Origin of the sequence: Micromonospora carbonacea, from assembly GCF_014205165.1 — a bacterium.
Lineage (GTDB): Bacteria > Actinomycetota > Actinomycetes > Mycobacteriales > Micromonosporaceae > Micromonospora > Micromonospora carbonacea.
On the sequence record NZ_JACHMZ010000001.1, the window covers coordinates 5,651,205 to 5,673,065 of the forward strand.

Here is a 21,861-nt window from a genome sequence, read left to right on the forward strand (position 1 = left end):
TTGGTTCGGCGCATCCGATGGAACGCATCGGATGCGCCGAAGGGCGGCGTTCATTGAGGTCGATAGGCTGATCCTAGACATTCGATGATCAACGCGGGAAAGTGGGCTTGCGAAATTCGAAGTATGCGCAGCAGACTTCCGGTGAACCCCTTACAGGAGGTCTCGATGCCCGCTCTTCATTCCTCCGGAAATGCCGTCGAGGACATTTCCGAGGAAGGCGTGTTCTCCCCTTCGGGCCGCCGGCAGCTCGCTGACACGATCAACGCCGCGCGGTTCGCGTCGACGGCCACCCCGGCGACCCTACTGGCTCCAGCCCCGCAGGACGGTGAGGCGGCCCGGCTGACCGAGCAGGCCTGCCTGTTCGACCACTGCGGCGTGCTGCTGTTTCCCGACACCCTGGAGGCGGGCCTGCGCCACCTCGACCGGCTGGGCCTGGCACCGTTGCCGGCCGTGCCGAGCGTGGTGGTCCGGCACCGGCTGGCCACCCGCTACCTGCTCGACCCCGTTGGCTGTGACGTCGCCATCACCCGGTTGCGCCTGCAGTTGCCGGACGGCCGGCGCCATGCCGCGGTGGAGGTGTTCCTCTTCCCCCGCGACCGGATCGGCTACCACAGCCACATCGAGGACAGCGAGGTTGCCCACGGTTTCGAACGGCACACCGCCTTCGTGGTACGCCGCCCGAGCACGACACTGCTGGCCAGGTTGGTCGCCTCCTGGCGTGCCGACGCCGGCCTGCTCTGGGAAGGCGGCGGCTACAACCCGCACGAGGGCGGGCCCGAGGGGTCCACTGTCCTGTACTTCGTGCGCGACCAGGCTTACCAGACGGAGCGGCGACGCTTCGAGCTGCACTGCGCCGGTGACTTCCGGGACTTCCTCGACGGGCGTGCCCGGGACGCCGACGCGGTCGACCGCGCCTACCGCAGGTGGCAGGCCACCGGCCCGGCCGCCTCCGACTGAGCCCTTCACCCCACCTGGAAGACCCACGAACAGCGGAGGACCCGTGCTGCGCAACGACCCCTTGACCCAACGCAATCTGCCCCTGACCTCCGAGCTCTACGACTACCTGCTCACCCAGGGCCGGATGGTTCCCGATGCGCTGCTGGCCGAGCTGGTGGAACGCACCCGCGAGGCCGCCCCGGGGCAGGCGCACATGAGCGTCGCGCCCGAGGAAGGTGCCCTGCTCACCTTTCTCGTCCGGCTGTTGGGCGCCACCCGCGTCGTCGAGGTGGGCACCTTCACCGGCTTCTCGTCGCTCTGTCTGGCCCGGGGCCTGCCCGCGGGTGGCTTGCTGGTCACCTGCGACGTGTCCGACGAGTGGACCCGGCTGGCCCGCGAGTTCTGGAGTCGCGGTGGTGTGGCGGACCGCATCGAGTTGCGGCTCGGACCGGCGCTCGACACCCTGCGCGCCCTGCCCGCCGAGCCGCACCTCGACCTGGCCTTCATCGACGCCGACAAGCCCGGATACGTCGGCTACTGGGAGGAACTGGTGCCGCGGTTGCGGCCCGGCGCGCTGCTCATGGCGGACAACACCCTCTTCAGTGGCGAGGTGATCGACGAGTACCCCGGCGAGAAGGCAGCCGCCATCCGCGTCTTCAACGAGCACGCTCGCCGCGACCCCCGGGTCGAGCTCGTCATCCTGCCGATCGCGGACGGACTCACCCTGGCCCGCCGGCTGCCGTCTGGCGAGGTAGGGGCCTGATGGCCCGCTACCCGTGGCCGTCAGCCACCGCCGCGGCGCCGTACCCCGATCTCGGCGAGGACGTCCCGTGGGACTTCGGCGCGGCGGAACAACAGCCCGATTGGGCCGATCCGGTCCGCGCCGCAGCGGTCCGCGCCGAACTGGCCCGGCTGCCCGCCCTTGTGACCTGGGACGAGGTGCGTCAGCTCCGCAGCCTGCTCGCCGAAGCCGCGGCCGGCGACTACCTTGTCGTCCAGGCCGGCGACTGCGCCGAGGATCCGGCGGAGTGCACACCGTCGACGGTGCTGCGTAAGGCCGGCCTGCTCGACGCGCTGGCCGGCGTGATGGCGGCCGCCACCGGCAAGCCGGTGCTGCGGATCGGGCGGATCGCCGGGCAGTTCGCCAAGCCGCGCAGCGCCAGCACCGAGATCGTCGACGGCGTCGAGCTGCCGGTCTACCGTGGACACCTGGTCAACGGGCCCGAGCCCACCGCGGCGGCCCGGCGGGCGACGCCCGAGCGCATGCTGGACTGCTACCACGCGGCCTTCTCGGCCGTCACGGACCTGCGACGGCGGATCAGCGCCTGGACGCCCGCCTCCGGCGCGCCGGTCTGGACCAGCCACGAGGCGCTGGTCTTCGACTACGAGCTGCCGCTGCTGCGGCGTACGCCGTCCGGCACCATCCTGGCCTCCACGCACCTGCCGTGGATAGGTGAACGGACGAGACGCCCGGACGGACCGCACGCGATGATGCTGGCGCGCACCGCCAACCCGGTCGCCTGCAAGGTCGGACCGACGACCCGGCCGGAGGATCTGCTCACCCTGTGCGCCCGCTTGGATCCGGGGCGCGAGCCGGGTCGGCTCACGCTGATCGCCCGCATGGGCGCCGGGGCGGCGGCCGCCGCGCTGCCCCCGCTGGTGTCCGCTGTGCGGCGTGCCGGGCACCCAGTCGTGTGGCTGTGCGACCCGATGCACGGCAACACCGAGAAGACGCCGTCCGGCGTCAAGGTCCGGTCGGTACGCACCGTCGTCGCCGAGGTGCGTGCCTTCCAGGCGGCGGTGACCACGGCCGGCGGGACGGCGGCCGGCCTGCACCTGGAGACGACCCCCTTCGACGTCGCGGAGTGCGTCTGGGAGGACCCGGCGGGGGTCGAGCCTGGGGCCGTGACCGCGACCTACTGCGATCCCCGCCTCAACACGGCCCAGGCCGTCGAGGTGGTCAGGGCATGGGCGACCCCGTCCGTGCCGAACCAGAGAGAGGAAGTCCTGTCATGAGCGAAACGGTCATCCGTGCCGACGACGGCACCTTCACGATGGTCAACGTCTTCCAGGTCGAGCCGGACAAGCAGCGGGAACTGGCCGAGGTGCTGACCGAGAGCGCCGACAAGTTCATCCGGCACCGGCCCGGCTGCATCTCCGTCAACATCCTGGCCAGCCTCGACGGCACCCGCGTCACGTACCTCGCCCAGTGGCAGAGCAAGCGTGACATCAAGGCGACCATGTCCGACCCCGACGTCCAGGTCGGCCGGGACAAGGCGGCCAAGCTGGCGAAGCCGGACCCGCACGCGTACACCGTCTTCTCCGTGCACTACCCGGAGAGCTGACCGCCTCGTGTCCCCCGGGGCGGACCGGCGCGGGCCGGTCCGCCCCGCTCCTCTGCTGCAGCGACCAAGGGAGTTCCGTGTACCGACGCCTCTTCACCTCGGAGTCCGTGACCGAGGGTCACCCCGACAAGATCGCGGACCGGATCAGCGACACCGTCCTGGACGCCCTGCTGGCCCAGGACCCGCAGGCCCGCGTCGCCGTGGAGTGCCTGATCACCACCGGCCAGGTGCACATCGCTGGCGAGGTGACCACCACCGCGTACGCCGACATCGCCCGGCTGGTCCGCGAGGCCATCCTCGACATCGGCTACGACGCCTCGGCGAAGGGCTTCGACGGCGCCTCCTGCGGTGTCTCGATCTCGCTCGGCGCGCAGTCGCCGGACATCGCGCTCGGCGTCGACGCCGACGGCGACCCGCTGCGGAACCAGGGCGCCGGCGACCAGGGCCTGATGTTCGGCTACGCCTGCGACGAGACGCCCGAGCTGATGCCGCTGCCGATCCAACTGGCGCACCGGCTCGCCGAACGCCTGACCGCGGTCCGCCGCGACGGCACGGTGGCCTACCTGCGCCCGGACGGCAAGACGCAGGTCACGCTGGAGTATCTCGGCCCGCGTACCGCCCGGCTGGACACGGTGGTGGTGTCGTCACAGCACGCACCGCACGTCGACCTGGAGAACCTGCTGACGCCGGACATCCGGGCCCACGTCGTCGAGCCGGTGCTCGACGTGGCCGGCGAGCACGGCCTCGACCTGGAGACCGACGGCTACCGACTTCTGGTCAACCCGACCGGCCGGTTCGAGATCGGCGGTCCGATGGGCGACGCCGGTCTCACCGGACGCAAGATCATCGTCGACACGTACGGCGGGATGGCCCGGCACGGTGGCGGCGCCTTCTCCGGCAAGGACCCGTCGAAGGTCGACCGCTCCGCTGCGTACGCGATGCGCTGGGTGGCCAAGAACGTCGTCGCCGCCGGGCTGGCCCGCCGCTGCGAGGTGCAGGTCGCGTACGCGATCGGCCGGGCCGAGCCGGTGGGCCTGTTCGTCGAGACGTTCGGCACCGAGACGGCGCCACAGGCCGCGATCGAGAAGGCCATCACCGAGGTCTTCGACCTGCGGCCCGCTGCGATCATCCGGGACCTGGACCTGCTGCGCCCGATCTACGCGCAAACCGCCGCCTACGGTCACTTCGGCCGGGAGCTGCCCGATCTGACCTGGGAGCGTACCGACCGCGCGGCCGCCCTCGCCGAGCTCGTGGGGCGGTGAACGCTCCGCTGCGCTGAACGGAACCGGCGGGGCGGGTCTGTCACCCGAGCATCCGCCGCGCACCGGACCACCGGCGCAACAACGGAAAGGCTCCGACCCGGGTCGTAACCCAGGTCAGAGCCTTTCCTACTGGTGCGCCACCAGGGATTCCAACCCCGGGCAGGGTGGTCTCCGGCTACGGGCGGGCCGCCCGGCGGTCGCCGCGCTGGAGGCGGAGGTGTTCCCGCAGCCGGCGGCGCAGATCGTCGAGCGGGCCGGTGGCACCGAGCCGGCGCAGGAAGTCCGGCACGCTCCAGGTGACGAGGGCACCCTGCCGGGACAGGTACAGGCCGACCCGGTCGATGCGGTACCGGTCGTCGTAGTCCAGCAGCAGATAGCCGGCGAGCTGATGGATCTCGTCGCGGCCCAACTGGTGGGGCCGGATGGCCGCCTTGCAGTCCAGCAGCAGGCCGTCGAGGATGTAGTCGGCGTCCGCTCCACCGATGTCCCGGCTGCCGGCGAACGTCGGCCCGCAGACCCGGACGCCGATCGGCAGTTCGAGGAACGGCCCGAAGGACTCCTCGGCGATCGCCAACTGCCGGTTGACGTCCTCGATCGCGTAGTCGGGAACCGCCGCCAGGAGGTCGTCCAGAGTGGTGGTGGCGGTGGCGTCGGTCAACATGCTGTAGCGGCGGATCTCACCGGTCCGGTAGATGTCCTCGTAGTAGGCGGCCACGAAGCACAGGCGTTCCAGGATCTCACCGTCGAGGCCGTCGTCACCGCGTAGGTATGCGTCCACCAGGGCGACCAGGTCGTTTCCGGCCCGGTGCAGCGCCTCCCGGACGGCCGGCGCGGGCGCGCCCCGCAGGGGCCGGTCGCTGCCGACGGCGTCGACGCCGCACCCGACCGACGCGCCCAGCGGGCTGCCCAGGCAGAGCCGGAACCGGAAGTCGATGGCGTGGCCGAGCGCCGACCAGTCGGGGTGTCTCACGTCCAGTGGCTGCACCGGGCGGGGCAGGTCGCCGATCCGCCGGAGGTAGTCCTGCACGACAGCCCTGCTGTTCGGCAGGTGCCGGGCCACGAACTCCGACATCGGGGAGGTCGGGTACTTCAGCTGGCGGGTCAGGCTCAGCTCGATCATCGGCCGCCCGGCCACCGTGCCGTCGCCCGCCGCCCCGGCGGCCTTCTCGTACTCGTCGATCCAGGTGATCCCCGCCGGGTCGAGCCGGTGCCGGGCCCGGGTGACCGCCACGTAGATCAGGCGGGCCTCGCTGGGCCGCAGCGGGCGCGGCATCCCGTCGTCGTCGACCGACGGCCCCGCGAAGCCGTGGCCGATCCGCACCCGCGACCACTCCCGGCCCTTGGCCTTGTGCGCCGTAGACACCGTGACCTTCGCGGAGCGCTCGTCGGCGAGACGGTCGACCGCGTCGATGATCACATCCGGCCCGTACGCGTCGACCAGCGCCACGATCGCCTTGAGGTCCTGCCCGGCGGTGTCGTTCTCGGCGTACTCCTGCACGTCGTCCCAGGAGGTGAACAGGAACAGCTCCGGATGGGTGGTACGCCGGCCGGCCTTCAGCGCCTGGGCCGCCTGCGCGAGGTTCCGCAGCGCGTTTCCGCCGCCCGTGAGCGCCACCGGCACGCCCCGCTTGAGGAAGCCGAGGACCTCCTGCATCGCGTCGGCGTTCCCCCGACACAGCACTGCGTCGACCTCCGCCACCGCGCCGACCCGGGAGTCGGTGGCGCTGTTCCCGGTCAGGTGCAGATCCGACTCGGCGTGCCGGAGCCACCGGTTGGCCGTCCGGGCGATGGACGGGCCGAACCGGAACGACTTCGTCAGGTACAGGTGGTCCGCCGGGAAGCCGGTCATCACGTCCCGGGCGTTGCGCCAGGCGTAGATCTGCTGGGCCGGGTCGCCGACGCACACCCGCTGCGCGTCCTGGGCGAGGAAGACCTCCTCCAGCACCGGATTGGTGTCCTGTGCCTCGTCGAGCAGGACGAAGTCCCCCTCCAGCGTGGGCTCGGTCAACGCCCACATCTTCAGGTAGTGGTCGTGCTCGAAGCGCAGCCTGCCGGCCGGTGCGCAGATGTCGTCCCAGGCGCGGCGCGCGTACGGCAGCAGCACGCGGGCGACCTGGTCCTGGGCCGTCGGGTCCAGCCCGTTGACCCGCTCCAGGTGCCGGACCGTCAACTGCCGGTCCGTGCTGTAGCAGAACCGACGGACCATGCCCGTCACCAGGCGCGCCTGGTGTGCACAGCTGATCGGGCGGGAGCTGACCCACAGATCCTGGCGGATGCCGAGCAGCCGCGCGGTCTCCTTCGACGGGATGCGGGCCGACCGGCTCAGGCGATCCTGGTATCTGCGCCCGACGGCGCGGTGCGCCAGCGAGTGCGCGGTACGGCAGTCGACGTTCGCTCCGAAACGCTGCCTGGCCTCGTCGGCGATCACCTTGTTGAACGCCACGTAGAGGCCGCGCTTCCTGGTGACCCCGGCCATCAGCACCAGCGTGGAGGTCTTGCCGGTCCCGGCCCCGGCCACCAGGGCCAGTTCCCTGCCCGCGAGGAACGTGTCCCGGGCGGCAAGCTGTTCCTCGGTCGGCCTGACGTCCATACGCCCCTTCCAGGACCGCTTCCCGTGCTCACAGCGTCGTGATCCCGGGGACCACCGGACGGGTCCGCCCCGGGCCCGAAGGCCGCTCGCGGAACCAGTGGAGCCTACTTCCAAAGTGAGCGCGATGTGATCACCCGGCTACCACCGTCCACAGCGATCCGCGGCCTCACCAAGCAGCCGGCCGAGAATTCGCTCCCGGTCCGGTTCCGCGCCGTCCGGGCGCGGGCGGCTGCCGTTGGACCGGCTCCTGGTGCGGCAGCTCGGCCGCCAGGATCTGGAAGTAGCGCAACGGCGACCAGGCCTGCCGGTCACCGATGACATAGAGCCGACGCTTGGCCCGGCTCACCGCCACGTTGAGCAGGTTGGGCCTGCTCGACGCCCAACGGCGGGCGCCCACCCGGTCAGGCGCACCGCCGAGCACCAGCACGACGACGTCGGCCTGCTTGCCCTGCGCCGTGTGGACGGTGCCGGCCACCAGGCCGGGATACCGCCGGGCCCGTCGGTCAAGCTCGCGGGCGACGTCCCGGAACGGGCCGATCACCATGACCTCGCACATGTCGAAGTCCAGCTCGGCGAGGGTGGCGAGGATACGGTCGAGCTGGCGGCCCTGGTCGGGAATCCAGTGACCCCGCGCACCGGTGCCCGCGACGTCGATCCACTTCGACGGGGGCAGCGTCGGGTACGCGAGTTGGAATCGCTCCCCTGCCCCGGTGCCGGTACCGTCGATCATCAGGCCGCCGTAGGCGACCCGGTTGACGATGTCGAACATCGGCTGGTCGCAGCGCCGGTGCACGGTCAGCGGCACACCCACCCAGGTCGGGTCGCTGTCACCGTCACCGGCCAGCCAGGTGCCCAGCGGCGTGAGCCGGTCAGCGAAGCGCTGGACGGAGGTGCGGCTGGTCAGCCACTGCTCGTCCACCCCCTGCTCGGTCCGGATCGCCTGTTCGGTGCGGAGCGGCAGGGTGGTGATCGGCTCCAGCTGCAGCGGATCGCCGACGACCACCGCACGCTTGGTGCGCCAGAGCGCCCCGACGGCGTTCTGCGGCGTCGCCTGCCCGGCCTCGTCGACGAGCAGCCAACCGAGCGCCTCCTTGCCGAGGTGACCGAACACCCGGTCGTACGAGGCGAAGGTGGTCGACACCACCGGCACCACGAAGAAGAGGCTCTGCCAGGCGGCCAACGCCGCTTCGGGGGCCGGGTTTGCGGACGCGTCACCGCCGACGAGATCCATTGCGGCCTGCAGGTTACGTCGCAGCCGAGTGGCGTTGTGCCGCAGGAACGCCTTGTGCAGCGCCAGGGCCGCCAGGAACAGCTCGCTACGCGCCTCGTTCCACTCCCCGTCGGTCCAGAGCGCCGCCGACTCCCGGCGCTGGCGGTCGGCGTGCCATTCGGGGTCGGGAAAGTGCCGGCCGAGCGTCCCGGCCGCCTGCCTCAGCCGCGCCTGGAGGGCGGAGAGATCAGCCTCGGCCGCCCGTATCGCGTCCTCGGCCGCGCGGTGGTTCTGGACGGCCGTGGAGAACTCCTGTTCCGCCAGCGCCACCCTCCGCCGGGCCGCGGTCAGCGGTGCGTGGTCGACCTGCGGCTCGGGTATGCCCGCGGCCAGCATGCGTCGGATCTCGTCCGCCTGCCCCCGGGCGGTGTCCACCGCCCGCTGCACGACGTCGATCTCCACCAGCGCGGCGGCCCGCTCCGCACGGGCCATGTCCAGTGCGACCTGCGCCTGACGGACCCCGGCCAGGAGCTGACCGTCGTGGTACGACCAGTGCCGTCGTGCCTCACCGAGGGTGCGCAACCACTCCCACGGGCCGGGCTGCGACCGTTGGTGCGTTGCGTGCGCGGTCAACCAACGGCTCAGCTCCGCCTCACACGACCACAGGGCCCGCTCGGCGTTGGCCTTGCGGCCGGCGCTCAGGTGCTCGACCTGGCGCTCTGCCGTCGCGAGGGTCTGGTCGGCAGCCGCCGCGCGACGACGGGCGTCCCGTTCGGCTTCGGCCTGAAGGGCCGACGCGATCCGGCCGGCCTCGGCCGCCCGCTCGCGCTCGGCATCCAACGCCGCACCGTGTCGGAGCCGTGCCGACTCGACCGCGTCCGCCGCCACCTTCAGGGCGTGGCGCAGGTCGGCAAGGGCGAGCTCGGGATGCGCACTGCGCTCGACGTCTTGGTACACCCGGGTTCGCTCTGCACGGATCGCCTCGACCCGCGCCTCGGTGGCGCGGAACCGTGACACCGCCGTCGACCACGGGACCTCCGGGCCCGTCTGCTCGTACCCCTTGAGCACCGCCAGCAGGCCGGACCAGGTGTGTCCCTCGTTGGATTGCTTCCGGTTCGCGGCTGGGGAGTGGTACCAGAACGTGTTGACGAACCGGCTCCGGTTGGCCTTGTTCCCCAACCGCGCCGCGACCAGTGCCCAGCCTCGTTTGACGACCTGCGGTTGCGCGGCGTCCGGCTGACCGGCCAACAGCGCCGTGGCGATGTCCGGGAAGTAGTCCACCACCTCCGCCCGTTCCCGCCACGAGTCGTCGATCGCATCGGCGGCGGGGATCTCGTCGGTGACGTTCTGCACGGCGCCGTTGTTCGTCGAGGCGAGGACCATCTCGAAGCCCGTGAGGTCGGGCCGCCACACGTCGACGACACGGGTGCGTTGCCCCGTCTTCCAGCGCAGCTGTCGACCGGTGAACGCCTGGGCCGGGTCGGTCAGCGCGGCCAACCGCCGAGCCCGCTCGACGACGAGTGCCGCGACGAGATCGCGCAGCATCGTGGTCTTGCCGGTGCCCGGCGGGCCGTTGACGCCGAGAATCCCGGCGGTCATGCCCAGCGCGGTGCTGACGGCCAGCTGCTGGTTGAGCGCGAGCGTATGCTCGGGATGGCCGGGCCACCGTCCTGCCGGGACCGCCTGCGGCGCCGTCGCCGCCAACACGGCGTCGATCCGGTCGCGCACGTCCACCCGGCCGGCGGTGGCGAGGTCGGCCTCGGGTCGCAGATAGTCGTTCAGCGCGACGCCGACGACGCCTTTGGCGATCTTCTCCGCGACGCGACCCAGGTCTTGCATGATGAAACTGTTGAGAAAGTCATGGTCGCCAGCGCTGGCCGGGACCCGGTTGCACCCGTGACGGCACTCGTTCGCGTCGGGCTTGTCCTCGTCGCGGCGGACCACGATCTGGCTTCTGATCCGAATGCCGGTGAAGGACAGTGCTGCATCGACGCCGGCCGCCTGCACTGCCTCCTTCTGATATTCGGAGAGCAGCCTGTGGTCCACCACGCCCGAGACTAACCTCGGCTCGCCGTCCTCCGATTCGACGGTCACCGCTGGCAGCAACTTCTGAAGCGACTCGTCCAGATCGTCGGTGGCAGCCCCCAAGCCGGACGGCCAGTCGGTTCTGACCCGCTTGTTTCGCAGTAGCTCGCCGGTGGCCAAGGCGCAGCTCGAGAGCACCAGCGACTCGCGCAGCACATGCCCGTGTTCGTCGACGGCGAAAGCGGCGACGGCGCTCTCTCCCGCTGGCCGTTCGTCATAGCTCTCCGGGCCTGGCCCGAACAACTGGGACAGCACCTCGAACAGCTCGTCGAGGCGGTAGATGCCCAGGTATACGACGTGTCGCCAGGTCTGGTTCGGCCGCAGCTTCCACCGCGAAAGCTCGTGACCCGCCTCCCACGGCAGCGGCTGTCCCGGAAGGGCCGCGAAGACCAATCCTTCCTGGCTGATCCGCTCGACGCGCTGCGGACTGAACATTTCCACAGTCCGCCAGAACTTGACCACCTCTGCCTGTGCGGCTTGCGCGCTCCGTCGCAACACCACTCCGATCGTCAATCAGATCGTGCCCGGGCGGTGGATCGTATCGCTCGCGGAGCACCGACCGGCACCCCGACCACGGCAGCGAAACCCGACGGGAGTGTGGCGCAAAGTGACGCAGTTCCTGTACCTCGATGAATGCCCCCGCGGAGACACCCTTTCTCTGGACCAGCGTCCGGTATCCGGGTGTCCACACCTCAGGGAAGCCCAGCCCGCTGGCACGGAGGGCGGTGGTCGCCCGGGGCCGGGCCGAGCCGGCCCGGCCCCGGTGCGCCGGTCAGTTGCGGAGGCTCCACTGCTGGTTGGTGCCGCCGTTGCACGACCAGAGGATGATCTTCGTGCCGTTGGCGGTGGCGGCGCCGTTGGCATCGAGGCAGAGCCCGGACTGGACGTTGGTGACGGTGCCGTTGGCGTTGACGTTCCACTGCTGGTTGGTGCCGCCGTGGCAGTCCCAGATGATGACCGTGGTGCCGTTGCTCGTGCCCGCGCCGTTCGCGTCCAGGCACTTGTTGCCGTACCCGGTCAGTTGCTTGTTGGCGGTGTAGGTCCACTGCTGGTTCGTGCCGCCGGAGCAGTCCCACAGCTGCACCTGCGTGCCGTTGGTGGTGGAGGAGTTCGGCACCTCCACGCAGCGGCCGGACTGGCCGCCCACGAGCCGGCCGCCCTGCGGGCCGCTGCCGCCGCTCTGCTGCCGGACGATCGAGCTCGACTCGGCCGACCGGTTGCCCTGCGCGTCGAGGACGTAGAGGCGGTACTCGCCCTGCGTCGTCGGCACGGCGATGGACGTGGCGGTGCCCCCGGCCCTGGTCATCGTCGGGCCGGCGGTGAAGGTGGTGGTGCCGGCGGGCGCCAGCCAGACCGCCCTGGTCGCGTCGCCCGTGCTCCGGATCGGGATCGACGCCGTACCGCTGGTGACGTAGGTGCTGGCGGGCAGGACGTAGTTCGGCAGGGACAGGTTGGCCGCCGGGACGATGTCCCGGAATGCGTCCTCCAGGCCGGAGTTGGCGGCGATGGCGTACGCCTGCGCGGGCCAGACGTAGTCGGAGGAGACGATGATGTCGTTGACCGTGCTGTTGGGCAGGTTCTTGTTCGAGACCTTGTTGATCGGGCCGTAGATCTGCGTGATGCTCAGGTCGTGCTTGCGCCCGAAGTCGTCGGAGTTGATGAGCCAGGTGACGTTCTTGTCCACGCTCAGGACGTTGTCGCGGAAGGTGATGTACGCCGATCCCTCGTCCGGGTGCAGGCCGTACTTGTGCCCGGACGGCACGCCCTGGAGGTAGTTGTTGGTGATCGTGGTGCCCGGCTGGCTGCCGAGGGTGTAGATGGGCGCCGTGTCGCTGAGGCGCTGCACCGTGTCGATGATGTGGTTGTAGCTGATGGTGTTGTTGCGGGCCGTCGTGGTCGGCCGGTTGGGCGCGATCGAGCCCGATGACCCGTCGAAGTTCCACCAGCCCCAACCGAGCGTGATGCCCGACCACGGGGCCTTCTCGATCCGGTTGCGCTGCACGCTCAGGGTGTCGACGAAGTACGCCGAGATGGGGCTGTGCCCGTTGAACAGCACCGCGCTGTCGTAGAGGTAGTTGTTCCTGATGTCGATGTTCTTCGGCAGCCCCTCGACCTGCGGGGACCACTTCTCGCGGTTGCTCGACGTCCCGTCGCCGATGTAGACGTGCTGGGGGTGGCCGACGGTGATGGCGGAGCCGGCGACGTCGTTGGTGAAGTTGCCGACAAGTTGGCTGCTCTGCACGTCGTTGACCATGTTGATGCCGTCGGCGCCGGTGTGCTGGATGCGGTTGCGTTGCAGGAGGATCCCGTCGGCGTTCTCCACCTGGATCATGCCGGGGGTGACGTCGACGTTGCGGTAGTAGTAGTCGTGGAAGTTCCGCTTCGCGTACGCCTGCGCCCCGAGGTTGCCCTGCTGCGCCTGCTTGAACGACGACCCGGCGACGTTGAACAGGTTCCAGTCGGAGTGCTGGACGGTGAGGCCGGAGAACGTGATGTTCCGCGCGTGGCTGCCCGTCGAGGTGCCGGCGACCCGCAGCAGGGTGGTCACGTTGTTCGGCGCGAAGACCGACGCGGTCGTCATGTTCTCGGCGCTGCTCTTGTAGTAGTAGAGCGTCCGGCTGCCCTTGTCGAAGTAGAACTCGCCCGGGGCGTCCAGGAACTCGTAGGCGTTCATCACCTTGTGGCTGCCGCCCGTCTGGGCGTTGCCGTTGAACGCGCCCTGGGCGATGGCGGCACCCGGCTGCTGGAACAGCGCCACCCGGTTCGCGCCGTCGGAACTCGTGGTCACCTGGCGGACCCCCACGATCGCCGTGGTCCAGGTCGTCGCCGTCTCGATCTCGATGTCGTCGGCGTTGCGGGCGACGGCGGGGAAGTCGTTCAGGTTGTACTTGGCGCCGTCGCACTGCGAGCCCGACTCCCAGGCCCACGCGGCCTGCCCGGCCGTGATCGTGTACGTCCCGTAGCAGCCCGCCGAGCCGATGGTCTTCGACGCCATGTACGCCCGCTTGTCGTTGACGTACAGCGCGCGCAGTTTGTTGGCGCGGTCGAGCGGCGCCTTCCAGATGTTGCCGCTGTGCTGGGTCCACCCGGTCACCTGCACGCCGCCTTCGAGCACCGGCGTCTCGTTGGGATAGGCGGAGTAGCTGACCCGGTGTCCGTTGGTGCCGGAGTCGCCGGCCCCGAACTCGATCGTGCTGCCCACCGGGTAGCTTCCACCACGCAGGTAGACCTCGATGTCGCCGCTCATGTTCGCATTCACTGTGCGGACGACGTCCCGCGCACGTTGCAGTGTCCTGAATGGCGACTGGAGCGTGCCGGGGTTGGCGTCGTTTCCGTCCGGGGCGACATAGTAGGTCTGTTGGACGGCGGCCGAGGCCGGCAGTTGATTCCCGACCACTGCCGGTAGCGTGGAGGCGACGGCCAGCGCAACCGCCAGCAGTGACCTTCGAACGGTGGAGACGGCTGGTTTCACGTACCATTCCTTTCGCTTACCGCCGACAGGACATGTTCGCTGGACATTCGTCCTCGGGGCGCGACGGTGGACCACCGCACGAATAACGGCCGACGGCGGGAGAACACGGGGCTATTCCGACCATGGTGGTTCCTTGACAAAGGCGCAGCAAGAACAGGCGCGAGGCCACGTACGCTTCGGCGAGAAACACCGACCGGCGGCACCTATCGTGCCGTCGGGAACGCCCGCTGCCCGCTCACGCCCGCTTGCCCATGGTCACAGAATTCTGCCTTGCAGCGTAGACGTCATACGTTTACGGCGCAACCATCAGATCGCCCGTCGACTATGCATAATCGCCGTCGCCCCGGCCGCCGGCCGGGCCGGGGCCGCGCGCGGCTCCCCCACCACGGCTTTCGGGTCCGCGGCCCAACGGCTCCCGAGCGCCCACCGAGGCGCCGAGCCATCAGGTGATTTCCCGAAGGGGTGTCAAGCCTGCGACGCAGGATTCGCGGCCGGCAAGGCGCTGGGCCGGGTCGACCACGCATTCCCCGATGCCCGAGCACTCCCGCCGGAGTCGACGCCGCCGGCCGTTCCGGCGGTGCCCGTCGACTCGATCCGCTGGTGCAGCAGGACCGCCCCGACCAGGGTGGAGGGTGCGGTCAGCAGGTACAGGGCGACGCCCGGCACCGCGAACACCGGGCTGATCGGCAGCAGCGTGAGCATCCGCACCGACAACACCGGCAGAATCAGGACGCAGATGCTGGTCATGCCGAAGCCGAGCGTGAAGCCGAGGTTCCGCCAAGCGAAGCGAAGCTGCTCGCCGACGCCCCGCACGCCATGATGGTGCAGCGGCACGGCGAGCACCAGCGAGCCGGTCAGAAAGCCGTTGAACAGCAGACCGACCCCGAAGGCCGCGACGAGGTTCACGCCGGGAATCCACAGCAGCGGCAGAATGATCAGCCAGCCCACGTGCAGAACCAGGGTGACGATGACCGTCTGACGCAGGCAGACCGCCGCCGAGCGAAACCACGACGGCGCGCCCTGGTTCGTCCCGCCGGTGCGCCGGATCACGCCGCGGGTCAGGGCCGGGAAGAACGCCGCACCGAACAGCATGGTCAGCGGCACGGTGAGCGCGGTCATCGCGCCGTGGAAGAACAGGCTGAACGCGGCCCACAGCGCCTTGTCGACGATCCATCGCACGACCTCGGGCCAACCGGACGCGAACCCCAGCAGCCAACCGGTGAGCCGCTCGACCAGCATCCCGGTGGCTTCCTGCAACCCCAGCAGCGCCAGGCCGGTCAGCGCGAGGGGAAGCAGCACGAACGCCCAGAGGGCGGGCGTGGTGACGAACAGCTTGCCACCGCGGAAGAAGTAACCGACACCGATGAAGAAGCGCCCGATCCTGGTACCGGTCGCCTTCGCGGCGCGCAGCGTCTGGTGCCCCGCGACCCCGACGGCATGCCCCGCAGCACCCGCCAGCTGGGCTGCTGACGAGCCGGTCCCGTCCCATGCCATCGGCCCGCCCGCAGCCGGCGCCGCCTGATTCCCCGACTCCACTGGCACCAGCTGCGCACGCGACGGGACCCGGTAGGCCGGAGGGAGGCCATAGGCCGACGGGAGGACCTGGCCGGTCGGCGGATCACTCGGCGGAAACGGACGCGGCTGCGGATCCATGCGTCAGGCCCTCCAGGGGTTCGATCGACACGGCGGGCGGCGAGCCTCGGGGGCCGACGGGCTTCTCAACGGCCCGTCGGCGGTAGCCGATCCTGCGGGTCTTCCGAGTTGTCGGGTGGACGATGGCAATCTCGACGCCCGACCAGGCTCGGGCCACCGGATCGCTGTCCATTCAGGACACTATCGATCCAGGCCGGCCACCCGCCACCCCGTCCACGGCACACCGCCGCAGAAGCTGACTGCCGCTGCCGGCCTCAGCGCACGTGCGTCCTCCTCCTACGGCACGGGTTCCAGCACGACGACGGGGATCTCGCGGGTGGTCTTCCGCTCGTAGTCGGCGAAACCCGGGTACGCGGCCTTCTGCGCGTCCCAGATCCTTTCCCGCTCCTCCCCCGTGGCGACCCTGGCGACCAGCTCGACCGTGTCCGTACCGATCTCCGCTCGGACCCGCGGGTGGACGAGCAGGTTGTGGTACCAGTCGGGATTGGTGGGTGCACCGGCCTTGGAGGCGAACACGGCGTACCCGCCGTCCACCTCCTGGTACATCATCGGGTTCACCCGGGGCTGACCGCTCTTGGCACCGACGGTGTGCAACAGCAGCAGCGGAGCACCGGCGAACTGGCCGCCCACCTGCCCACCGTTCGCACGGAACTCGGAAATTATCCTGTCGTTCCAGTCACTCACTGGCCACTCCTCGCCCCGACCGGCCGCCTTCTGCACCACCATCCTGCCAGCTCCCGCCGTGCGAGACGACCTGACCGTCTACCGGTGTGCAGGCTGTTCCCCCACCAGCGCCACCACCCGATGAGCGTGACCGTCACCGACGGGCTTCGAGTGGCGGCGCGCGTCCATCCCGTCCGGGCAGGCGACCCCGGTCCAACGGCTCCCGAGCACCCACCGAGCACCGGGCCACCGGCGCGGCACCGCGAAAGGCCCTGACCTGGGGTGGAACCCCCAGTTCAGGGCCTTGTCGCTAGCGCGCCGCCAGGGCTCGAAACCAGGACCGCTCAGCGCCGGCGCGCCGAAGCGGGGCTTCCTGGCCGGCGCGGTGCCGGACGGCGGGGGCCGGCCGGCCGGGCGGGTGCCACCAGGTGCCACAGGGAGGCCCACTGGTGGGCGGTCAGGTCCTTGGGCAGGTGCTGCGGCCCCACCCGGTTGGCCCGTTGCCAGTCCTGCTGGTCCTTGCGGGCGATCCGCCCGGTCCGCTGAAGGATCTCCGGCAATCCGTGCCCCTTGCCGGTGAACACCAGCCGGACGAATTCCTGGTAACCCCTCCGGTCGTCGACCAGCGGGGTCCCGCGACGGACCATGGAGAACAGCCCGCCGTCGACGGAAGGGACAGGCCGGAAGGCGCGGGCCGGAACCCGGGAGTGCAGTTCGAAGTCGTACCAGGGCCACCAGCTCGCGGTCAGCAGCGTCGCGCCGCCGACGCCGGCCCGCCTGCGGGCCACCTCCCACTGCACCAGCAGCACCGCCGTGTGCCAGTGGTCCGCGGCGAGGAGAGCCCGCACGATGGGGGTGGTCACGTGGAAGGGGATGTTCCCGACGACCACGTGCGGATGCTGGGGGAACCGGAAGCTCAGGACATCCGCGCAGACCACGGTGACGTTGTCGGGTGTCTGCCGGCTGAGCCGCTTGGAACGCTTGGAGTCGATCTCCACTGCGGTCAACTCCCTTCCCTGCCGGCTCAGGGGTAGGGTCAGCGCACCGTCGCCGGCGCCGATCTCCACGATAGGGCCGTCGGTCCGGGCGACGAGTTCGACGAAATCGTCGATCACCGAGCGGTCGACCAGGAAATTCTGGCCGAATTCATGTCGCCCGGCGTGCTGGATGTAGGGCATGTGCGTGCTCCGCGAATATCGTTCGGAGCCGGTCGGCAGGGAACGCCGCACCGGCAGTGACCCGATGGGCGGCGACACTCATCAAGAGAAGCGATGGTCCGCCGCTATGCGCGGCGGAGCCTCATGAAGCACACAACAGCCATGACGGGCACTATACCCGACGACTGAAACGGCGGTGCGGGCCACCGGCAACTGGCTTTCTTCGGCGTTGGCCACCCGCTCTCACCAGTCGATCTCCATCAGCGGAGGAAACCCCGTCGGTCTCCCCAGCCATCGGCGACGTCGGTCTCCATCTGGTTCAGCCGCGCGGTCACCGCCTGGTCGAATCCGTCCAGGAAGTATTCGTCGCCAGGCTTCGCGACCACCGATCCGCCGCTGGTCACGAACGTCTCCACCACCTGCGCCAACGTCGTGCCGGGAGATACCGTGCCGATGCGATAGCGGTCGGCACCGGCCAGGCCCGGAAACGCCGCCTCCCGATAGAGGTAGACATCACCGAGGATATCCACCTGCACCGACACCTGCGGGTGGGCCGCAGGGCGCATCGTCTCCGGCCGGATACGCACGAGCTCCACGTCGCTTCCCGTCATCAGGCTGTGCAGGGCGTAGCCGTAGTCGATGTGCAGGGTCGGCGTCCGCTGCATTGCCCTCTCCCGGAACCGGTGCAGCTCGGCCTGGAGCTCGGCGCGCTCGTCCAGGGAGAGCTTCCCGTCCGGCCGCCCGCTGTAGTCCTCCCGCAGGTTGATGTAGTCCAGCGGGCGGTCCGGTGCCGCCTCGTTGAGCTCGGCGACGAAGTCGATCAGCGCGCTCAGCCGCCCGGCGCGGCCGGGCAGGACGATGTAGCTGAGGCCGAGCCGCACCGGCTCGCCCCGCTCGGCACGCAGCTGCTGGAACCGCGTGAGGTTCGCCCGTACCCGGGTGAAGGCCCCCTGCTTGCCGGTGGTCGCCCGGTATTCCTCGTCGTTCAACCCGTACAGCGACGTGCGGATGGCGTGCAGGCTCCACAATCCCCGCTCACCCTTGAGCTTCTGCTCCGTGAGGGCGAACGAGTTGGTGTAGAGGATGATCCGAAATCCCCGCTCGGCCGCCCGGCTGACCAGTGCACCGAGCCCGGGGTTGGTGAGTGGCTCGAGGCCACCGGAGACGTACACCGCGTCGCGGTTGTGCGCGGGGACCTCGTCGATGACAGAGGCGAACATGGCGTTCCCGTCGTCCAGCGCCGAGGCCTGGTAGCGGGCCCCGGTGACCCTTACGCAGAAGTGACAGCGGAACATGCACGTGGGGCCCGGGTAGAGCCCGACGAGATGCGGAAACGCCGGCCTCCGGTCGAGCACGGCGTCGAAGACGCCGGCCCTTTCGAGGCCGAGCACCGTGTTGGTCCAGTAGCGACCGGACGGTCCGTTCTCCACTGCGGTGCGCAACCCGGGAATCCGGGCGAACAGGTCCAGCAGCCGCCCGAACCCGGCCCGGTCCAGGCCGATTTCGCGGCGGGCCTGCTCAAGCGGCAGAAAAGGTGTGGTCCCGTAGATGCGTGCCAATGCCACCAACCCCTGGGCGGCGGCCCCGATCTCTGCCGGCGGCACGATTCCTGACCCGGCGACCTCGTCGTACAGCACGCGCGCCGCCGCGGTCGGGTCGCTGCCGGGGACAGCGCAGGTCGCCACGGGATTCGAGGCGGAGATCTCCATGGTCACGGGCCCTCCCACACGTCCGTCCGGTGCCGTTCGGTCAACCGGGTGCCACCACGCTCTGTCCGTCGGGCCCGGGCTGCTGCTGCCACCGAGCGGTCAATTCGAATCCCCGGGAGACCGCCAACCGCACGATGTTGCACACCCTGCGGATGTCTTCCCGGGAGATGGCGGAGCCGGTCGGCAGCGCCAGGACGCGCGCCGAGAGCCGCTCGGTGTGCGGCAGCTGGAACTGCTGCCGGGACCGGTAGGGCTCCAATTGGTGACAGGCCGGCGAGAAGTAGCGCTGCGCCACGACGTTCTCGGCCCGGAGCAGGTCGACGAGCAGGTCGCGGTGCAACCCGGTGACGTCCGGGTCGATCTCGACGATCACGTACTGGTAGTTGTGCCGCTCGTCGGGGGCGAAGTCGATCACGCTGAGGCCGGGAATCCGGGCCAGCTCACCGCAGTACTGCTCGTAGTTGGCCTGGTTGTGGCGGGCCACCTCGGGGAACGCGTCGAGCGAGGTGAGCCCCATGGCGGCGGACGCCTCGCTCATCTTCGCGTTGGTGCCGCCGGCCGCGCTGGGGCTGTGCAGGCCGAAGCCGAAGTTCGCCAGGGAGCGGACGCGGTGGGCGAGGTCGTCGTCGTCGGTGACGATCGCCCCGCCCTCGAAGGCGTTGACGACCTTCGTCGCGTGGAAGCTGAACACCTCGGCGTGGCCGAACCGCCCCACCGGGCGGCCCTGTGAGGTGCACCCGATGGCGTGGGCGGCGTCGAAGAACAGGCGCAGGCCCGCGTCGGCGGTCACCTTCTCCAGCGCGTTGACGTCGCAGGGGCGGCCCCAGAGGTGGACGCCGAAGACCGCCGACGTGCGCGGCGTGATGGCCGCGGCGACCGCCACGTGGTCGAGGCATCCGGTGCGCGGGTCGATGTCGCAGAAGACCGGCTCCAGCCCGAGCCAGCGCACCGCGTGTGCGGTCGCGGCGAAGGTGAGCGATGGCATGATCACCTCACCGGTCAGCTCGGTGGCGTGCGCGAGCAGCTGGAGGGCCACCGTGGCGTTGCACGTCGCCACGCAGTTGCCGACCCCGACCATGTCGGCGACCCGCTCCTCGAACTCCCGTGCCAGCGGCCCGTTGTTGGTCAACCACTCGTTGTCGAGCGCCCAGGACAGCCGGTCGAACAGCCTGGCCCGATCGATCCGGTTGGGGCGCCCGACGTGGATCTGCTGGAGGAAGCTGGCGTGTCCTCCGAAGAGTGCCAGATCCCCGAGATCTCGCTTCATCGCCTGCCTCCCTCTACGGGCCACAGCTTCGCCAGCTCCGGATGCCGCCCGGGGGGCGGCGACGCTCAGGTCCTGGCGTACGCGCTGAGCTCGGCAGCCAGGTCGGGGGCCACCCGCGCCTGCAGCAGGGTGCCGTCGGCCGTGTGCTCCTCGGCCAGCACCTCGCCGTCGGCGTGCACCCGGGCCACGAGGCTGCCCGCGACGTACGGGATCAGGACGTCGACCCGGACCTCCCGGTGCGGCAGCGCGGCCTCCAGCAACTGCCGAAGCGTGTCGATGCCCTGACCGGTGCGGGCCGAGACGACGACGTGGTGCGGCTCGGCCTCCGCCAACGCGGCCAGGGCGGCCGGGGTGGCGGCGTCGGCCTTGTTGATCACGACGAGTTCGGGCACTCCCGCCGCGTCCACGTCCCGGATGACCGCGCGCACCGAGGCGAGCTGCTCCAGCGGGGCGGGGTGGGCGCCGTCCACCACGTGCAGCAGGAGGTCGGCCTCGGCCACCTCTTCCAGGGTGGAGCGGAACGCCTCCACCAGGTGGTGCGGCAGGTGCCGGACGAATCCGACGGTGTCGGTGATCGTGTAGCTGCGCCCGCTCGGGGTGGTGGCCCGGCGCACCGTCGGGTCGAGGGTGGCGAACAGCGCGTTCTGCACCAGCACGCTCGCGCCAGTGAGCCGGTTGAGCAGCGAGGACTTGCCGGCGTTGGTGTAACCGGCGATCGCGACCGACGGGACGCTGTTGCGCCGCCGATCGCGGCGCTTGAGTTCGCGGCCGGACTTCATCTCCGCGATCTCCCGTCGGAGCCGGGCCATCCTCTCGTGGATGCGCCGCCGGTCGGTCTCGATCTTGGTCTCGCCGGGCCCCCGGGTGGCCATGCCACCGCCGCCGGCACCTCCGCCCATCTGCCGGGAGAGCGACTGGCCCCAGCCGCGCAGCCGCGGCAGCATGTATTGCATCTGTGCCAGGGCCACCTGCGCCTTCCCCTCGCGGGACGTGGCGTGCTGGGCGAAGATGTCGAGGATCAGCGCGGTGCGGTCCACCACCTTGGCGTCGACGACCTCTTCGAGGCGTACCAGTTGGGCCGGGCTCAGCTCACCGTCGCAGATCACCGTGTCGGCCCCCACCTCCTGGACGATGTCCCGCAACTCCCGCGCCTTGCCGGAGCCGATGTACGTCGCCGGGTCGGGCCGGTCGCGGCGCTGGATCACCCCGTCGAGCACCACGGCTCCCGCGGTCTCGGCGAGTGCCGCCAGCTCGGCGAGGGACCGTTCGGCCTCGTCGGCGGTGCCCGAGGTCCACACGCCGACCAGGACGACGCGCTCCAGCCGCACCTGCCGGTACTCGACCTCCGTGACGTCGGCCCTCTCGGTCGACAGCCCGGCGACCCGCCGCAGGGCGGCCCGGTCGAGCCGTCGACCGTCGGCCTCGGCATCGGCCCCGATGTCGGCGTGGGCGTCGTCCATCAGGGCGTCGGCCTTCGCCGGATGCGGGGAATGGTGCGCTGCGGAGGTCATC

Annotated in this window: 15 protein-coding genes; 5 read left to right on the top strand and 10 right to left on the bottom strand. The window is 70.4% G+C overall.

The window, feature by feature from the left end; translation table 11 throughout:
* The first annotated feature begins 165 nt into the window (after positions 1 to 165).
* The 5 genes from HDA31_RS23600 (at position 166) to metK (ending at position 4,543) form a co-directional block, all read left to right on the top strand.
* Positions 166 to 957, top strand: coding sequence for a hypothetical protein (locus tag HDA31_RS23600; RefSeq protein WP_178063533.1), 792 nt, complete (start codon positions 166 to 168; stop codon positions 955 to 957).
* A 61-nt stretch (positions 958 to 1,018) separates the two neighbouring features.
* Positions 1,019 to 1,699 (top strand): O-methyltransferase, encoded by a 681-nt coding sequence (locus tag HDA31_RS23605; RefSeq protein ID WP_074478520.1) that lies wholly within the window; start codon positions 1,019 to 1,021, stop codon positions 1,697 to 1,699.
* The gene (locus HDA31_RS23610; protein WP_178063532.1) at positions 1,699 to 2,952 is read left to right on the top strand and encodes a 3-deoxy-7-phosphoheptulonate synthase; all 1,254 of its coding nucleotides are present in this window, start codon (positions 1,699 to 1,701) and stop codon (positions 2,950 to 2,952) included. The genes HDA31_RS23605 and HDA31_RS23610 overlap by 1 nt, the downstream gene beginning before the upstream one ends.
* Positions 2,949 to 3,281 (top strand): antibiotic biosynthesis monooxygenase family protein, encoded by a 333-nt coding sequence (locus tag HDA31_RS23615; RefSeq protein WP_178063531.1) that lies wholly within the window; start codon positions 2,949 to 2,951, stop codon positions 3,279 to 3,281. The genes HDA31_RS23610 and HDA31_RS23615 overlap by 4 nt, the downstream gene beginning before the upstream one ends.
* Before the next feature lie 77 nt (positions 3,282 to 3,358).
* Positions 3,359 to 4,543 (top strand): methionine adenosyltransferase, encoded by a 1,185-nt coding sequence (gene metK / locus HDA31_RS23620; RefSeq protein ID WP_178063530.1) that lies wholly within the window; start codon positions 3,359 to 3,361, stop codon positions 4,541 to 4,543.
* A gap of 175 nt (positions 4,544 to 4,718) precedes the next feature.
* Here metK and HDA31_RS23625 read toward each other — a convergent pair whose 3' ends face one another.
* From HDA31_RS23625 to hflX, 10 genes are all read right to left on the bottom strand, one after another.
* Positions 4,719 to 7,133, bottom strand: coding sequence for a UvrD-helicase domain-containing protein (locus tag HDA31_RS23625; RefSeq protein WP_178063529.1), 2,415 nt, complete (start codon positions 7,131 to 7,133; stop codon positions 4,719 to 4,721).
* 166 nt (positions 7,134 to 7,299) lie between these two features.
* Entirely contained in the window at positions 7,300 to 10,926 is a 3,627-nt protein-coding gene (locus HDA31_RS23630) for an AAA domain-containing protein (RefSeq protein ID WP_219825006.1), read from the bottom strand.
* 274 nt (positions 10,927 to 11,200) lie between these two features.
* Positions 11,201 to 13,675 (bottom strand): RICIN domain-containing protein, encoded by a 2,475-nt coding sequence (locus HDA31_RS23635; RefSeq protein ID WP_260422062.1) that lies wholly within the window; start codon positions 13,673 to 13,675, stop codon positions 11,201 to 11,203.
* A 690-nt stretch (positions 13,676 to 14,365) separates the two neighbouring features.
* Positions 14,366 to 15,553 carry an EI24 domain-containing protein gene (locus tag HDA31_RS23640; protein WP_221486672.1) on the bottom strand — a complete coding sequence of 396 codons (1,188 nt, stop codon included), beginning with the start codon at positions 15,551 to 15,553 and terminating at the stop codon, positions 14,366 to 14,368.
* Positions 15,519 to 15,725, bottom strand: coding sequence for a hypothetical protein (locus HDA31_RS23645; RefSeq protein ID WP_178063526.1), 207 nt, complete (start codon positions 15,723 to 15,725; stop codon positions 15,519 to 15,521). Before HDA31_RS23645 ends, HDA31_RS23640 begins: the two co-directional genes overlap by 35 nt.
* Before the next feature lie 104 nt (positions 15,726 to 15,829).
* Positions 15,830 to 16,237: a nitroreductase family deazaflavin-dependent oxidoreductase gene (locus tag HDA31_RS23650; protein ID WP_178063525.1), complete on the bottom strand. Its 408-nt coding sequence runs from the start codon at positions 16,235 to 16,237 to the stop codon at positions 15,830 to 15,832.
* Positions 16,238 to 16,560: 323 nt separating this feature from the next.
* Positions 16,561 to 17,394 carry a 23S ribosomal RNA methyltransferase Erm gene (gene erm, locus HDA31_RS23655; RefSeq protein ID WP_178063524.1) on the bottom strand — a complete coding sequence of 278 codons (834 nt, stop codon included), beginning with the start codon at positions 17,392 to 17,394 and terminating at the stop codon, positions 16,561 to 16,563.
* Between the two features lie 239 nt (positions 17,395 to 17,633).
* Entirely contained in the window at positions 17,634 to 19,082 is a 1,449-nt protein-coding gene (gene desII, locus HDA31_RS23660) for a dTDP-4-amino-4,6-dideoxy-D-glucose ammonia-lyase (protein WP_221487695.1), read from the bottom strand.
* A 40-nt stretch (positions 19,083 to 19,122) separates the two neighbouring features.
* On the bottom strand, positions 19,123 to 20,349 hold the full coding sequence (locus HDA31_RS23665) for a dTDP-4-dehydro-6-deoxyglucose aminotransferase (RefSeq protein WP_178063522.1): 1,227 nt from the start codon (positions 20,347 to 20,349) through the stop codon (positions 19,123 to 19,125).
* Positions 20,350 to 20,414: 65 nt separating this feature from the next.
* Entirely contained in the window at positions 20,415 to 21,809 is a 1,395-nt protein-coding gene (gene hflX, locus HDA31_RS23670; protein WP_219825082.1) for a GTPase HflX, read from the bottom strand.
* Between the last annotated feature and the right edge of the window lie 52 nt (positions 21,810 to 21,861).

What these genes read in the sequence shown, in the direction of transcription:
- HDA31_RS23600 (WP_178063533.1), top strand. Translation starts at nt 166, where the DNA reads ATGCCCGCTCTTCATTCCTCCGGAAATGCCGTCGAGGACATTTCCGAG.
- HDA31_RS23610 (WP_178063532.1), top strand. Translation starts at nt 1,699, where the DNA reads ATGGCCCGCTACCCGTGGCCGTCAGCCACCGCCGCGGCGCCGTACCCC.
- HDA31_RS23615 (WP_178063531.1), top strand. Translation starts at nt 2,949, where the DNA reads ATGAGCGAAACGGTCATCCGTGCCGACGACGGCACCTTCACGATGGTC.
- HDA31_RS23625 (WP_178063529.1), bottom strand. Translation starts at nt 7,133, where the DNA reads ATGGACGTCAGGCCGACCGAGGAACAGCTTGCCGCCCGGGACACGTTC.
- HDA31_RS23635 (WP_260422062.1), bottom strand. Translation starts at nt 13,675, where the DNA reads ATGAGCGGCGACATCGAGGTCTACCTGCGTGGTGGAAGCTACCCGGTG.
- HDA31_RS23640 (WP_221486672.1), bottom strand. Translation starts at nt 15,553, where the DNA reads ATGGATCCGCAGCCGCGTCCGTTTCCGCCGAGTGATCCGCCGACCGGC.
- HDA31_RS23645 (WP_178063526.1), bottom strand. Translation starts at nt 15,725, where the DNA reads ATGGACAGCGATCCGGTGGCCCGAGCCTGGTCGGGCGTCGAGATTGCC.
- erm (WP_178063524.1), bottom strand. Translation starts at nt 17,394, where the DNA reads ATGCCCTACATCCAGCACGCCGGGCGACATGAATTCGGCCAGAATTTC.
- desII (WP_221487695.1), bottom strand. Translation starts at nt 19,082, where the DNA reads ATGGAGATCTCCGCCTCGAATCCCGTGGCGACCTGCGCTGTCCCCGGC.
- HDA31_RS23665 (WP_178063522.1), bottom strand. Translation starts at nt 20,349, where the DNA reads ATGAAGCGAGATCTCGGGGATCTGGCACTCTTCGGAGGACACGCCAGC.
- hflX (WP_219825082.1), bottom strand. Translation starts at nt 21,809, where the DNA reads ATGGACGACGCCCACGCCGACATCGGGGCCGATGCCGAGGCCGACGGT.